Here is a 14,571-nt window from a genome sequence, read left to right as displayed (position 1 = left end):
TCCTACGTGAATTATTGTTCTGTTCGGGTGATTTCAGGAGGCCGTTTGATGGTCCTGAAAAGCGTATTTGGTGTCGCCGTCTGCACCGCGTCCCTGCTGTTGGGTGGCGTGGCATTCGCTGACGAGTACCGTCCGGACGAATTCTTCAGTCTCGATCTCTCCAGGGCCGTGCTGTCGCCGAAGCGGCTCGGCCCGCCTGCCCAGTTCGAGCCGGTCCCCGTCGAAGCCAATTCCGCTCCTGGCGCGGCTACGCCGCAGGCCAATGCCGAACCGAAGGTCGAGGACACCAAGGTTGCGCCCCAGAGGGCCGTGCGCACTGCCAAGGTGACGGCGAAGCCGGTCGAGAAGAAGCAGGTCGAGCGGAAGCCGGTCGAGAAGCAGCGAGCGGAAAGGCGCGTTCCCGCGCGGGCCAAGCTGGCGCGTCGCCACAGCAACCCGCTCGACGCCCAGGCCCGCGATACGCGGATCCAGACCTGGCCGTGCCGCTCAGGCGGCATCTGCAACTGGCGGTGATGCAGCGTCATAAAGAAAATGGCTCCGCGAGGAGCCATTTTCCATTTCTATCGTGTCGGCCTTGGTGTTGATTGTGCCGGTCTCAGTAGCGATGTCGCTTGATCACCACGACGCGGTCATGATGGTGCCAGCCGCGATGCCAGCCGTGGTCGCGCATTTCGGCGTGGGCGCGCCAACCATGGTCCCAATGATGATAGCCGCGGTTCACCACGACAGTATCGGCGCTCGCGACCGACGGCGCCACCAATGCGAGCGCGCCGATTGCAGCAACAACATATCCAAACTTCTTCATCTCATCCTCCTCAATTAAGCGAGAATGAAACAGCGCAGCGATTGAAACGTTCCTGCGGAAGCCGGAGAGTTTCCTGAACGCTTGTTCAGCAAATGCGCATTGCCGCGTCACTCCGAGCACAACGGATTGGTCTATCGTGCCACGAGCTAACCGCGCTTCTCCACATTGCTGCTTCGCGTCGGCACGCCGAATTCCTTCCGGCATACTTCGGCCAGCACGGCGATGCCTTCGCGGATCTGCTGATGCGAGGGGCTCGCGAAGCAGAGCCTGAGCCGGCTGCCCGAGTGCGCCTTGCTGGTCGACCATTCCGGTCCGGGATTGATCGAGACGCCGGCGGCGAGCGCCGCCTGATAGAGCTTCATCGTGTCGACGTTGTCGGGCAGCTTGACCCACAGGAAGATGCCGCCCTTGGGCGCCTCGAACTCGGCGGCGGTGCCGAACTGCTCGTTCAGCGCCTCCATCAGCGTGTCGAGCTTGGCCCGCAAGCCGCGCGTCAGCCGCGGCACATGGGTCGCAAAGTGCGGCGCGCAATATTCGGCCAGCATCATCTGCTCCAGCGCACCGGAGCCGGCGTCGGTCTTCAGCGCCAGCATCCGCGACATCATCTCCCAAGGTGCCACGATGAAGCCGACGCGCAACGCCGGCGCGATCGATTTCGAGAACGAGCCGATATGGATCACGCCGCCGTGCTGGCTCATGGCGTAGATCGCGGGCGGCCGCGCGCCGCTCCAGACCAGGTCGGCATAGCAATCGTCCTCGAAGATCGGCACGCCGTAGTCCTGTGAGAGCTTCAGCATCTCGGCGCGGCGGCGTTCGGGAAGGATCGAGCCGGTCGGGTTTTGCACCGTCGGGATGGTGTAGATGTATTTCGGCGTGATGCCGCGGCGCTTGTGATCAGCGAGTGCCGACGCCAGCGCGTCCATTCGCATGCCTTCGCCGTCGAGCGGAATCCCGACCGCGTTGACACCGAGCCGCGTCAGCCGGTTCAGCGAGCCCTGATAGGTCTCCTGCTCGATCAGCACCGTGTCGCCCTTGGCGAGCAGGGTGTGATTGACGAGGTCGAGCGCCTGCAGCGAACCGGACACGATCATGATCTCGTCCGGCGTGCAGGCGATGCCGGCGTCGCGTTTCAGCTTCTGCGCCAGGAATTCGCGCAACGGCAGGTAACCCTGCGGGCCGTGAGCGAGGTTGTAGGTCGCGAGATTCTTGCCCTCGCGCTTGAGCACGGCGTTGACCGCCTCCAGCAGCCCCTCGACCGGGACCTGCTCGGGATCGTTGTTGCCGCCGACGAAACTGTACTTCGCAAGCCCGGTCCACCGCGCGGCCGGCGCGGGCAGGCCGGCCGGGAGCAGGGGTGCAAAATCGAACTGGGCTGAGGTGGACATGGATGTTTCGCTCCGTCTTTGTTGTCGTTGAGAAGGCCCTGGCGCGGCCTTCCATGAAGTTAGTTCTTGCCGAGCAGCCTGACCGGGCGGCCCTGAGTGATGAACGCATAATGCCCGGCGCCGACGCTGCCGATCATCAACGCCTCCACAACCGGCTCCGCGATCTCGCCGGCGGCCGCCCAATCGACCGCGAAATTGGCGCCGGTGCCGCCGCGGGTATCGGTCGTGGCGATGACGACCTCGACGGTTGCGAACGGTTTTAGCGCGACCGGCGATTTGAGGTAGCTCTCCACCATCTTGCCTGATGTGTCGAAATAGGCGATCCGCTTCAGCACCAGCGGCTTTGTCTCGGAGGCGTTGTGGACGCTCAGGGTCACCGAGAAATCGGCCCTGAGCTTGCCCTGGCTCATCGACACGCTGGAATAGACCGGCACATAGAATGCGCCGGTGACGGAGAGATCCCCCGCCGGCACTGAGGTGAGCGAATTCGCAAAATTTTGCTCAATACTTCCCGGGGATTGCGCTAGCGCCTGTGTCATGCGCAGGGTCAACAGGCAGGCGAGAATCGCGAGAAAAACGCCGCCTGCGCGGATGTGACACATTGCTTGATTGATCCTCACGCCCAGCCCTCTAGGTTGCGGCACAGGAAGCCTTGACGCATGCACGAGCTTATTCGCGACATCACTCTCTGTATCCTGTTTGCCTGGGGCCTTGGGCTGCTGGCCCATTTCTCCCGGCAGCCGCTAATCCTCGCCTACCTTATCGCCGGCTTTTTCATTGGTCCATTCGGCATGGGCTGGGTCAAGTCGCAGGAATCGATCAGCGTCATCTCCGAGCTCGGCCTGATCTTCATGCTGTTCATGATCGGGCTGGAGATCGACCTGAAGAAGATCGTCCGTGCCGGCAAGGTGATTCTGTTCGCCGGTGCCGGCCAGCTTATCGGCGGCTGCCTGCTCGGCATCCTGTTCTTTGCGGGAATTGGCCTTTCGATCGGCGGCGGCAAGTTCGATGCGCTCTATCTCTGCGTCGCCTGCGCATTGTCCTCGACCGTGATCATCGTCAAGGTGCTCTATGAGAAGCGCGAGCTCGACACCCTGCCGGGCCGGATCACGCTCGGCGTACTGGTCTTGCAGGACATCTTCGCGATCCTGTTCCTGGCCGTGCAGCCGAGCCTCGACAATCTGCAGGTCGGCGTGGTGCTGCTGTCGATCGCCCGCGTCGCCGTCCTGGTCGCGACCGCGCTGGTGCTGAGCCGCTACGTGCTGCCGCGGCTGTTCCACCAGATCGCGCGCCGGCCGGAGCTGGTGCTGCTCGGAGCGCTCGCTTGGTGCTTCCTGATCGGCGAGATCGCGGAGCGCCTGCATCTGTCCCGCGAAATGGGTTCGCTGGTCGCCGGAGTCTCGATCTCGACCTTTCCGTACGCGCTCGACGTCACCGCGAAGGTCACGACGCTCAGGGACTTTTTCATCACCCTGTTTTTCGTCGCGCTCGGCATGACGATCCCGATTCCAGGCCTCTCGGTGATCGGGCTCGCGCTTGTCATCGCCGCGTTCACCGTGGCGAGCCGGCTGCTGACGACGTTCACGCCGCTCTACCTGATGAAGCAGGGCCTGCGCGCCAGCCTCCTGCCCGCGATCAATCTGGCGCAGATCTCCGAGTTCTCGCTGGTGGTGATCCAGACCGGGACCGCCGCTAATCACATCTCGACCGAGACTGCGAGCGCCGCCTCGTTTGCCTTCGTAGTGCTGGCGGTGCTCTCGACCTTTGCGATGGGGCGCAGCGACCAGATCGTGCGTGGCCTGATCGGTCCCCTGAAGCGGATAGGGCTGCGCGATCTCGACCACGCCCAGGACAGCGAGGGGGCGGGCGAGGGCGGCCATGGCGAGATCAGGCGTATCGTTATCCTCGGCTTTTTCCGCGCGGCGAGCGCGTTGCTCAACCAGATCGAGCGGCAGAACCAGTCGCTGCTCGAGCAGATTAGCGTCATTGACTTCAATCCGCTTGTGTTCCGCACGCTCTCCGACCGCGGGCTGCATGTGATCTACGGCGACATCAGCAATGTCGATACGCTGGTCCATGCCGGCATCGGCAAGGCCGAGATCATCATCCTGAGCGTGCCGGATTTCCTGCTCGTCGGCGCCGACAACGAGAAGCTGGTGCGCCATGTCCGGACCCTGAACCCGACTGCGAAGATCGTCGCGACCGCCGATCTCTTGGCCGACGTCGAGGAGCTCTACAAGGCCGGCGCCGACTATGTCACGGTGACCCGGATCAGCGACGCCGGCGAACTCTATGCCGTGATCGAGGCCACCGATGCCGGCCTGCTCGACGACAAGCGCGCCGAGATGGATGCCCGGCTGGCCGAGCGGCGCGAGGTGCTGCCGTAGGAGCTCGCACTGCAGCCCGGATGCAGCGAAGCGAAATCCGGGGGACCTTGCACGCGGGAATGTCCCGGATTGCGCTTCGCTCCATCCGGGCCACGGGTGTCCGTCACCGCCCTGGTATGCCTGTCCAATGCATGGCGGGTTGCATAATGATACTGGCGCGGGCTTAGGAACCCGGCTAATCCACTGCCTGCACATAGCGAGATGTCAGGACAATGGCCGATACGATCCAGGAAGTGCTACAGGCGTTTGCAGGGGGAGAGCTCGTCGTCGTCACCGATGATGACGACCGGGAGGGCGAGGGCGATCTGATCGTCGCGGCGTCGTTCTGCACGGCGGAAAAGATGGCCTTCATCATCCGCCACACCTCCGGCATCGTCTGCGCGCCGATCACCACCGATGACGCGCGCCGGCTGCGGCTCGACCCGATGGTGGCGCACAACGAGTCCAACCACACCACGGCGTTCACGGTCTCGATCGACTACAAGCCGGACGGCGGCACCGGCATCTCGGCCGAGGAACGCGCTTCCTGCTGCCGCGCGCTCGCCAATCCCAACGCCGGTGCCAACGACTTCGCTCGGCCCGGTCACATCTTCCCGCTGATCGCCCGCGATGGCGGCGTGCTGATGCGTTCCGGCCATACCGAAGCCGCGGTCGATCTGTGCAAGCTCACCGGCCTGCCACCGGTTGGCGTCATCAGCGAGCTGATGAATGACGACGGAACCGTGATGAAGGGCGAGCAGGTCGCGAAATTCGCCGCCGCCCACAAGCTCAAGCACGTCACGATCGCGGACCTGATCGCCTACCGCCAGGCGCGCGAGAAGCTGATCGAGCGAGTTGCAACCTTCACCACCGAGAGCCCGATCGGCCCGCTCCAGGGCTTCGCCTATCGCTCGCCATTCGACGAGATCATGCATGCGGCCTTCGTCTACAACGGCATCGGCGACGGCCGGAACGTGCTGACGCGACTGCACAAGCCCAACATCGTCAAGGACCTGTTCACCGGTCAGGCGCGGATGGAAGCCGTGCTACGACAGTTCAAGCATGCCGGCCGCGGCGTGCTGGTGTATTTGCGCGATGGCGCTGCGGGTGTTCCGGTCGAGCCGGTCGGCGAGATGAAGAGCGCGGAGGCCGATCGCAACAAACAGTGGCGCGAGGTTGGCGTCGGCGCACAGATCCTGCGCGATCTCGGCGTCACCTCGATCCGCAACCTGACGTCGTCGGTGCACGACTACAAAGGTCTTTCCGGCTTCGGCATCGAGATCGTGTCCAACGAGAAGCTCGAGCACTAGCATTTGTCATTCCGGGGTGATGCGCATGCATCGAACCCGGAATCTCGGGATTCCACGGGGCGCGTCGCTGAGGCTCACCCCGTCGCATGCCGCGGAATGACGAAAACCCAATTCAATTGCGCTTTGCAGCATAGCGCTTTAATTTATCCGCCAAACTCCGAAAGACCTATGCGAAAGGATGTTTCATGAGCGTGCGCCCCCAGGCCAAGGACAAGCCGGCTGCTGCCAGCTTCCAGTGGGATGATCCGTTCCTGCTCGACGAGCAACTCACCGAGGACGAGCGCCTGATCCGCGACACTGCCCGAGCTTACGCACAGGACAAGCTCCTGCCGCGCGTCACCAAAGCCTATCTCGAAGAAAAGACCGATCGCGAGATCTTCAACGAGATGGGCGAGCTCGGTCTGATCGGCGTGACGCTCCCGGAGGAATATGGCTGCGCCAATGCGAGCTACGTGGCCTATGGCCTCGTGGCGCGCGAGATCGAGCGCGTCGACAGCGGCTATCGTTCGATGAACTCGGTGCAGACCTCGCTGGTGATGTATCCGATCTATGCCTATGGCGACGAGAACCAGCGCAAGAAATATCTGCCCAAGCTTGCGACCGGCGAGTGGGTCGGCTGCTTCGGCCTGACCGAGCCGGACGCCGGTTCCGATCCCGGCGGCATGAAGACCCGCGCCGAGAAGGTGTCGGACGGCTACAAGCTCAACGGCGCCAAGATGTGGATTTCGAATGCGCCGATCGCCGACGTCTTCGTGGTCTGGGCCAAGTCAGCAGCGCATGACAACCAGATCCGCGGCTTCATCCTGGAAAAGGGCATGAAGGGTCTGTCGGCGCCGAAGGTCGGCGGCAAGCTCAGCTTGCGCGCCTCGATCACCGGCGAGATCGTACTCGATAACGTCGTGGTGCCGGAAAGCGCGCTGCTGCCCAACGTGTCCGGCCTGAAGGGGCCGTTCGGCTGTCTCAACCGCGCCCGCTACGGCATCTCCTGGGGCGCGATGGGCGCCGCCGAGGACTGCATGCACCGCGCCCGCCAGTACACGCTCGACCGCAAGCAGTTCAACCGGCCGCTTGCCGCGACCCAGCTCGTGCAGAAGAAGCTCGCCGACATGGAGACCGAGATTGCGCTCGGCCTTCAAGCTTCGCTTCGCGTCGGTCGTCTGATGGACGAAGGCAAGATGGCGCCGGAGATGATCTCGATCGTCAAACGCAACAATTGCGGCAAGGCGCTCGACATCGCCCGTATGGCGCGCGACATGCACGGCGGCAACGGCATCCAGATCGAATATCACGTGATGCGGCACACCGCGAACCTGGAAACCGTGAACACCTATGAGGGGACCCACGACGTCCACGCTCTGATCCTTGGACGTGCGATCACGGGTATCCAGGCGTTCTCGTAAGGAGCGCTGGCGTGCCCAAGGCAATGCTGTCATCGTCCGCGAGGGCGGACGATCCAGTATTCCAGAGGCCTCTCGCTTAATCATGACTGCCAGCGTTTACTGGATCCCCCGCTTTGGCGGGGGATGACAGCGAGTGTAGGTAATCCCATGGCCGACAACGACGACATCCCGTTCAACCGCAACTTCCCGCTCAAGCCCGGCGTGGTCGAAGAGGTCCGGCCCGGCGTGCGCCGCGTCCTCTGCAACAATCCGAGTCCGTTCACCTTCACCGGGACCGTCAGCTACATCGTGGGGAAGGGGAAGGTCGCGATCATCGATCCCGGTCCGGATGACGAGGCGCATGCCAAGGCGCTGCTCGATGCGGTCAGGGGCGAAACCGTCACGCACATACTGGTCACCCATACCCATCGCGACCATTCGCCGAACACCCCGCGGATCAAGGCCGCGACCGGCGCGCCGGTTTATGCCGAGGGGCCGCATCGCGCCTCGCGTCCACGCTTCGAGAGCGAGAAGCACAATCCGGAATCCGGCGCCGACCGCGATTTCCGACCCGATGTGCAGGTCAAGCACGGCGACGTCATCGAAGGCGCGGGCTTTGCGCTGGAGGCGGTCGCAACGCCAGGGCACACCGCCAATCATCTGGCGTTTGCATGGGCCGAGCGCAGCATCAATTTCGTCGGCGACCACGTGATGGGCTGGTCGACCTCGATCGTGGCGCCGCCTGACGGCTCGATGATCGACTACATGGCATCGCTCGAGCGGCTGGAGCAGCGGCCCGAGCAGCTCTATTTCTCAGGCCATGGACCTGAGATTCCGGAAGGTCCGCGCTATGTCCGCTTCCTGGCCCGTCACCGCCGAGCGCGCGAGGCATCGATCCTGCATCGCCTCGGCAAGGGCGAGGCCGACATCCCGACGATGGTGCGCGCGATCTATATCGGGCTCGATCCGCGCCTCGCCACCGCCGCCGGCTATTCCGTGCTGGCGCATCTGGAGGACCTTGTCGGACGCGGCATTGTCGTGACCGATGGCGATCCCGTGATCGGCGGGACGTATCGGCTGGCTTCTTAACCTCGCCCCGTTCTTCACGGCGAGAAGTCCAAATTCGGGCGTAGCTCGAATTTCGGGTGAGGGGCATGCCACAAGCTCGGTCTCGCCATTGCGTTCGCTGATAGAGGCCCCTCGCTCCAACCCTCTCCCCGCGAGAGCGGGGCGAGGGAGCACGGCGGTGGCGCGGCGAAATGCTATTTCTTCACCGTCTTCGCCGGCGCCTTCGGCGGCGGAGCCTGCGGCTTCTTCGCCGGCTTGGAGTTGTCGTTGTCGACAGCGGTGTTGATGTCCTCGATCAGCTTCGTCACCCGCGCCGCGTTGCTGCCGAGATCGGCGTCGAAGTAACGCGAGGCCGAGCGGATATCGACGCGCGAGTCCTCGCCGTCGGGCGTCACCCGGATCGAGACGTCCTCGCGGAACCCCATGATCGGCGTGCGCGCCACCGCCTCGATCCGGCCGATATTGCGCGGCGGCTGCGGCGCGCGCTCGTCGATAACAAGCCATTTACGACGGTTCACCAGCCGCAGCGTCACATCGAATGCGCGGGTGGCCGACGCCTCAAGTTCGACGGTCTCGATGTCGGGGTAGGCCTTGCGCTGCTGTTCGGCCGAATAAAGGCCGGCATAGGCCGCAGGATTGGTGCCTTCACCGGTGCGTAAGCGTGCCAGCGCCTCGAATCTCGGCGGATCGATCGCATCGGTCGTGATGTCGTAGATCCGCGGCAGCTTGCGGTACTGATAGAGGAGGTAGGCGGGGTAGGCGAGCACGAGGGCGTCGATCAACAATGCGAGCAGGATCCGGCCCATGCCGCGCGTGCCGTTCTGCCAGATTGCGGCGAAGGCGCCGAGGCCGACCAGGATCGACAGGCCGGCACAGCCCAGCGCGCCAAAGAAGGTCGCCAGCGCCGGCTTCACCTCCAGGAATCCGAAGCGGACGATGAGGACCGAAACCAGCACTGCGACGACGGAGAAGATGGCGAGGTTGCGTGACCAGGTGGCGAGACCGGACACGGGCTCCTGCTGGTAGGGAGCGGAGAACCTGCGCGCCATCGTCGAAAAATCTCCCGGTTGAGATACGCCGGGGCGACCAATGCCGCCGTGACTGATCCGTGTGAGACCACGGACCTGCGGCAAATTCAAGGGAATTTGGGGGACACCTTCTCCCCCTGTGGGAGAAGGTGTCCACAGGCGGCCCATCGGCCGCCGTCCTCCAAAGAGGCCGCCGATGCGCCGCATCGGCTATGCGAAGTCCGCGACGGATGAGGGGTCTAGCTCCGCGGAGACAGACCCCTCACCCGCGCTCGCTATGCGGAGCGCACCCTCTCCCGCAAGGGAAGAGGGTGACAACGAGGCTAGGCTGCTGCCGTCGGCAAGGTGTAGTCCTTGAACTGATCGCGCAGGGCCGTTTTCAGGATCTTGCCGGTTGCGGTGTGCGGAATACCGTCGACGAAGGCGACGTCGTCGGGCATCCACCATTTCGCGATCTTGCCGTCCATGTATTTCAGGATGTCCTCGCGGGTGGCGTTCTGGCCCTGCTTGAGCTGCACGATCAGGAGCGGGCGCTCATCCCATTTGGGATGATGGACGCCGATTACGGCGGCCTCCGCGACCGCCGGATGGCCGACCGCAAGGTTCTCGAGATCGATCGACGAAATCCATTCGCCGCCGGACTTAATGACGTCCTTGGAGCGGTCGGTGATCCGCATGTAGCCGTGCGGGTCGATCGTGGAGACGTCTCCGGTGTCGAAATAGCCTTCCTCGTCGAGGATGCTGCTCTCGACCCTGAAATAGGCCTTTGCGATCGCAGGGCCAGAGACCTTGAGCCGGCCGAAGGTCTTGCCGTCCCACGGCAGCTCCTTGCCCGCATCGTCGGTGATCTTCATCTCCACGCCGAACGGCGGATAGCCCTGGGTCTGCAGGACGTCGAGCCGTTCCTCGCCGGTGCGTCCGGAGAACGGCGGCTTCAGCGTGGCCAGCGTGCCGAGTGGACTCATCTCGGTCATGCCCCAGGCGTGGCGCACCTGCGTGCCCATGTCGAGGAAAGCCTTGATCATCGAGCGCGGCATTGCCGAACCGCCGCACACCACCATCTGCAGATCGGGCAGCTTGAGGTTGTTGGCCGCCATGTATTGCAGCAGCATCAGCCACACCGTCGGCACGCCAGCCGTATGGGTGACCTTCTCGGTCTGCATCAATTCATAGACCGAGGCGCCATCGAGCTTCGGGCCAGGCATCACGAGCTTGGTGCCCATCGAAGGCGCGGAGAAGGCGATGCCCCAACTGTTGGCATGGAACAACGGGACCACCGGAAGCATTGTGTCTGCGGCGGAGGTGCCGAGCGCGTCCTTCGAGTTGGCCATCAGCGCATGCAACACGTTGGACCGGTGCGAGTAGAGCACACCCTTGGGATCGCCCGTCGTACCGGACGTGTAGCACATCGCTGCCGCGGTGTTTTCGTCGAAGGTCTTCCACTGGAACTTGCCGTCGGACGCCGCGATCCAGTCTTCATAGGCGATCGCGTTCTTCAGCGTGGTCTCTGGCATATGCCCCTTGTCGGTCAGCACCACATAGCGCTCGACGCTCGGCAACTGGCCCGCGATCTTCTCCAGCACCGGAACGAAGGTGAGGTCGGTGACGACGATGCGGTCCTGGGCGTGGTTGACGATCCAGGCAATCTGCTCCGGAAACAGGCGCGGATTCACCGTATGGCAGATCGCGCCGATCCCCATGATGCCATACCAGACCTCGAGATGGCGCCAGGTGTTCCAGGCGATCGTGGCGACGCGGTCGCCGAGCTTGATGCCGTCGCGTTCCAGGCTCTGCGAGACCTTCAGCGCGCGGGCGTGGATTTCAGCGTAATTGGTGCGATGGATGGGGCCTTCGACCGACCGCGTCACGACCTCCTGCGTGCCGTGATATTTCGCGGCGTGCTCGATAATCTTGTGACACAGCAAGGGCCAATCTTGCATCAAGCCAAGCATACGCAAATCCCTCCTCAATCCTCACGCATGATCCACCGGCATCTTGGTCGGCCGGCAGTAAAATCATGGAATTGACATGAACTTTAGCGCGGAGAAAGCAAGCCGAAAATGGGCTGATGGCGCGTTTCGTCGCGGGCGCGCGGCAATGGTTACCGCCGCCGCGGCGCTGCTTTGGCTTGGCGTGCAGGCCAATCCGGCGGAGGCCGCCCGGCGCTCGGCCGGCTTTCCATGGGATGACCTGTTCGGCGCCCGCCCGGCGAAGCCGCGCGCGGTGAAGCGCCGCGCGGCCGTGCCATTGCCGAGGCCGCGCCCCGCCGAGGCGCCGGCCGCAGCGAAGCAGCCCGCGGTGACGGAGCGGCCCGCGGAGCAGGCCAAGCCCGCCGAGGCCGCAAAGCCGGCTGAGCCCGCTCCGCCGCAGCCCACGGCCTGCCGGCAGGCCCTGACCGAGGAGATCGCGATTGCGCCGAGCATCCCTGACATCCACGGCCCCGGCGATTGCGGCGGCGAGGATCTGGTGCGGCTGGAAGCGATCGTGCTGCCGGACAAGCGGAAGGTTGCGGTGAAACCGGCTGCGGTCCTCCGCTGCAAGATGGCGACTGCGGTCGCGGAATGGGTTCGCACCGACATCGCTCCGCTAGCCGCCGGACTTGGCAGCCCGATCAGCGATCTCGACAATTTCGACTCGTTCGAGTGCCGCGGCCGCAATCGTGTGGCCGGTGCGCAGCTCTCCGAGCATGGCCGTGCCAATGCGCTCGACGTGCGCGCCTTCAAGCTCGCCAACGGCAGCTCGATCTCGCTCACCGACCGCACCGTGCCGCGCAGTTTGCGCGAGACCGTGCTGCATTCGGTCTGCACCCGCTTCTCCACCGTGCTTGGCCCGGGCTCGGATTGGTATCACGAGGACCACATCCATCTCGACCTGATGGAGCGTCGCAATAATTACCGGATCTGCCAGTGGAATGTGTATGACCCGCTGCCGCAGGTCGCCCCGCTGCTGCCGGCGGCCCGCCCGGAGGACGCTCCACCGCGCGAGGTAGCGGCCAAATCCGACACGTCCAAGCCTGATGTGCCGAAAACTGGCTCGTCCGAACCTGATACGTCCAAGGCAGACCACGGCAAGCCGGACGCGACGAAAGCGGAAGACGCGGCCGCTCCCGACGCCGCCGCGACCAGGCCACGGCCAACGAAAAAGCGCCGGCATAGCCGGCGCCCTTGATGTCGTCTGCGATGGTCGGGCGGATCAGTAGGTGACGTTGCCGCCGCCGCCCTGCAGCGCCATCTGCGAATTGAACGGCGAGTCGCCATGCTTGGGCTCCAACACCACCACGATGGTGCCGAGCTTGACGCGGTTATAGAGGTCGATGACGTCCTCGTTGGTCATGCGGATGCAACCTGACGAGATCGACGCACCGATATACTCCGGCTGGTTGGTGCCGTGGATCCGGAACAGCGTGTCCTTGCCGCCCGAGTAAAGATACATCGCGCGCGAACCCATTGGATTGTCGGGGCCGGGGGCGACGTAGCTGGGAACTCCGAGGCGGGAGATTTCGCCGGGGGTCGGGTGCCAGGCCGGCCATTCGGTCATGGCGCCCACCTTGGCGATGCCGGACCAGGCCATCGCCTCTTCGCCCACAGTGATGCCGTAGCGGATCGCCTTGCCGCCATCCATCACGTAGTAGAGGTAATGGTTGTCGGAATCGACCACGATCGAGCCGGGGGCTTCCTTGCGGTGGTACTCGACAATGGCGCGGCGGAACGGTTCGGCGACCGGCGTCTTGACGAAGGTGCTCTTCGCCATGAGTTCCTTGTCACGTGGCTTGAAGTTCGCGGTGTTGGTTGCCTCGTAGGTTGTGGCCTGCATGCAACCAGACAGCGTCAGGCCCGTGGCCAGAATTCCCAGGGTAACTTTGAGCGACATGATTACAGTCCAATCGAAAATCCGCGCCCCAAAGCGCCCATAACGCGCCCCAAACGCCACGATTCCATCGAAAGCATTATTGCCGAAACCTCCCGTCAATCCCAGCGTTTAGATGCTCTTCCCGCGTTGCGGGACGCCGTCTGTGGCTTTTTTGCCGCAAATTTTCGACCGCCGGGCTGCCTTTCGGTGCAAACGGGCAACGATCGGAGCGGCAGATGTCACGCCGTCGCCGCTTGGCCGCTACAAAACGGCACCGGATTCATGTCCCAGTCATGAACCGCCAGCCAGAATCGGGCTAAGTCCACCGGTCTGCCAGCCGCCTCCGGAGTTCCCAATGCTGTCGGTGTTCGTCCCCTCCGATGTGTCCCTCAAAAAGGTTGCCATCACCGACCTGGCCGGACTGCCTGACAACGCAGTGTGGGTCGATCTGGTGAACCCGACCGTGGAGGAGGATCGGGCCGTCGAGAGGCTGGCCAAGATCGCGGTTCCCACGCGGGAAGACATGCAGGAGATCGAGATCTCCAGCCGTCTCTACATCGAGAGTGGCGCGCGCTACATGACCGCGACGCTGATGTGCCAGTCCGACACGGACATGCCGCGGACCACGGCCGTCACCTTCATCCTGACCGGCCATCGCCTGGTTACGGTGCGCTACGATCTGCCCAAGCCGTTCGCGCTGGTCGAGAACAAGCTGGCACGCGCCTGCCCGCCCGGCATCACCGGCGAGCAGGTGCTGATGGAGCTCCTGGACGCCGTGATCGACCGCTGCGCCGACATTCTTGAGCGCTGCGGCGCGGATATCGATCAGGTATCGCATGACATTTTCGAGCCCGAGAGCGAGCGTCACGGCCACGCCAAGCAATATTCGCAGATCCTGATCGCCATCGGCCGCAAGGGCGACCTGACCTCGAAGGTCCGTGAAAGCCTGGTCTCGATCGGACGCCTCGTCACCTTCCTGTCCGCGGTCGTGGAAGGGGTGAAATGGTCGAAGGACATGCGCGAGCAGCTCAAGACCATGCAGCGCGACGTGGCGTCGCTGACGGACCACGCCTCCTACCTCTCCAACAAGATCACCTTCGTGCTCGACGCCATGCTCGGCGTGGTCAATCTGGAACAGAACAACATCATCAAGCTGTTCTCGGTGATGGCGGTGGTGTTGATGCCGCCGACGCTGATCGCCTCGATCTACGGCATGAACTTCAAGGTGATGCCGGAACTCGAATGGACGCACGGCTACCCGCTGGCCCTGGTCGGCATGCTCGCCGCGGCGATCGTGCCGTACTGGATCTTCAAGTGGAAGAAGTGGCTGTGACGGCTGCTTTCAGCGCGCGCGTCGCATTTTGGGATTAGGGCAGGCTGC

The 14,571-nt window shown here is 63.8% G+C and carries 13 protein-coding genes; 7 read left to right on the top strand and 6 right to left on the bottom strand.

Annotated elements, in window-relative coordinates; all coding sequences use genetic code 11:
• The first annotated feature begins 48 nt into the window (after positions 1-48).
• Positions 49-513, top strand: a complete 465-nt coding sequence (locus P6U25_RS26860) for a hypothetical protein (RefSeq protein ID WP_407147773.1) — start codon at positions 49-51, stop codon at positions 511-513.
• An 82-nt stretch (positions 514-595) separates the two neighbouring features.
• Here the strand turns inward: P6U25_RS26860 and P6U25_RS26855 are convergent, their stop codons facing one another.
• The 3 genes from P6U25_RS26855 to P6U25_RS26845 form a co-directional block, all read right to left on the bottom strand.
• Positions 596-805 (bottom strand): hypothetical protein, encoded by a 210-nt coding sequence (locus P6U25_RS26855; protein ID WP_407147772.1) that lies wholly within the window; start codon positions 803-805, stop codon positions 596-598.
• 146 nt (positions 806-951) lie between these two features.
• Positions 952-2,190, bottom strand: a complete 1,239-nt coding sequence (locus P6U25_RS26850) for a PLP-dependent aminotransferase family protein (RefSeq protein WP_407147771.1) — start codon at positions 2,188-2,190, stop codon at positions 952-954.
• A gap of 59 nt (positions 2,191-2,249) precedes the next feature.
• The gene (locus P6U25_RS26845; RefSeq protein WP_407152620.1) at positions 2,250-2,729 is read right to left on the bottom strand and encodes a DUF3124 domain-containing protein; all 480 of its coding nucleotides are present in this window, start codon (positions 2,727-2,729) and stop codon (positions 2,250-2,252) included.
• Positions 2,730-2,849: 120 nt separating this feature from the next.
• Here P6U25_RS26845 and P6U25_RS26840 point away from each other — a divergent pair, with 120 nt between their 5' ends.
• The 4 genes from P6U25_RS26840 to P6U25_RS26825 all read left to right on the top strand — a co-directional run bounded on the left by P6U25_RS26840 (position 2,850) and on the right by P6U25_RS26825 (position 8,334).
• Positions 2,850-4,577, top strand: a complete 1,728-nt coding sequence (locus P6U25_RS26840) for a cation:proton antiporter (protein ID WP_407147770.1) — start codon at positions 2,850-2,852, stop codon at positions 4,575-4,577.
• A gap of 212 nt (positions 4,578-4,789) precedes the next feature.
• Positions 4,790-5,866, top strand: a complete 1,077-nt coding sequence (gene ribB / locus P6U25_RS26835; RefSeq protein ID WP_407147769.1) for a 3,4-dihydroxy-2-butanone-4-phosphate synthase — start codon at positions 4,790-4,792, stop codon at positions 5,864-5,866.
• Positions 5,867-6,051: 185 nt separating this feature from the next.
• A complete protein-coding gene (locus P6U25_RS26830) occupies positions 6,052-7,266 on the top strand; it encodes an acyl-CoA dehydrogenase (RefSeq protein WP_407147768.1) in 1,215 nt (404 codons plus the stop codon).
• Between the two features lie 147 nt (positions 7,267-7,413).
• Complete coding sequence (locus P6U25_RS26825; RefSeq protein WP_407147767.1) at positions 7,414-8,334, top strand: MBL fold metallo-hydrolase; 921 nt, start codon at positions 7,414-7,416, stop codon at positions 8,332-8,334.
• Between the two features lie 173 nt (positions 8,335-8,507).
• On the opposite strand, the gene P6U25_RS26820 is transcribed toward P6U25_RS26825, so the two are convergent.
• Both P6U25_RS26820 and P6U25_RS26815 read right to left on the bottom strand, forming a co-directional pair.
• Positions 8,508-9,362, bottom strand: coding sequence for a DUF1499 domain-containing protein (locus P6U25_RS26820; protein ID WP_407147766.1), 855 nt, complete (start codon positions 9,360-9,362; stop codon positions 8,508-8,510).
• A 302-nt stretch (positions 9,363-9,664) separates the two neighbouring features.
• A complete protein-coding gene (locus tag P6U25_RS26815; protein ID WP_407147765.1) occupies positions 9,665-11,293 on the bottom strand; it encodes a fatty-acid--CoA ligase in 1,629 nt (542 codons plus the stop codon).
• Between the two features lie 76 nt (positions 11,294-11,369).
• Here P6U25_RS26815 and P6U25_RS26810 point away from each other — a divergent pair, with 76 nt between their 5' ends.
• Positions 11,370-12,509 carry an extensin family protein gene (locus P6U25_RS26810; protein ID WP_407147764.1) on the top strand — a complete coding sequence of 380 codons (1,140 nt, stop codon included), beginning with the start codon at positions 11,370-11,372 and terminating at the stop codon, positions 12,507-12,509.
• 24 nt (positions 12,510-12,533) lie between these two features.
• Here the strand turns inward: P6U25_RS26810 and P6U25_RS26805 are convergent, their stop codons facing one another.
• Complete coding sequence (locus P6U25_RS26805; protein ID WP_407147763.1) at positions 12,534-13,211, bottom strand: L,D-transpeptidase; 678 nt, start codon at positions 13,209-13,211, stop codon at positions 12,534-12,536.
• 334 nt (positions 13,212-13,545) lie between these two features.
• Between P6U25_RS26805 and P6U25_RS26800 the strand changes: the two genes are divergently transcribed.
• Entirely contained in the window at positions 13,546-14,523 is a 978-nt protein-coding gene (locus P6U25_RS26800) for a magnesium transporter CorA family protein (protein ID WP_407147762.1), read from the top strand.
• Positions 14,524-14,571 lie beyond the last annotated feature (48 nt).

This window comes from Bradyrhizobium sp. ORS 86 (genome assembly GCF_045571475.1).
Lineage (GTDB): Bacteria > Pseudomonadota > Alphaproteobacteria > Rhizobiales > Xanthobacteraceae > Bradyrhizobium.
This window is presented reverse-complemented; position numbering and strand designations above follow the sequence as displayed.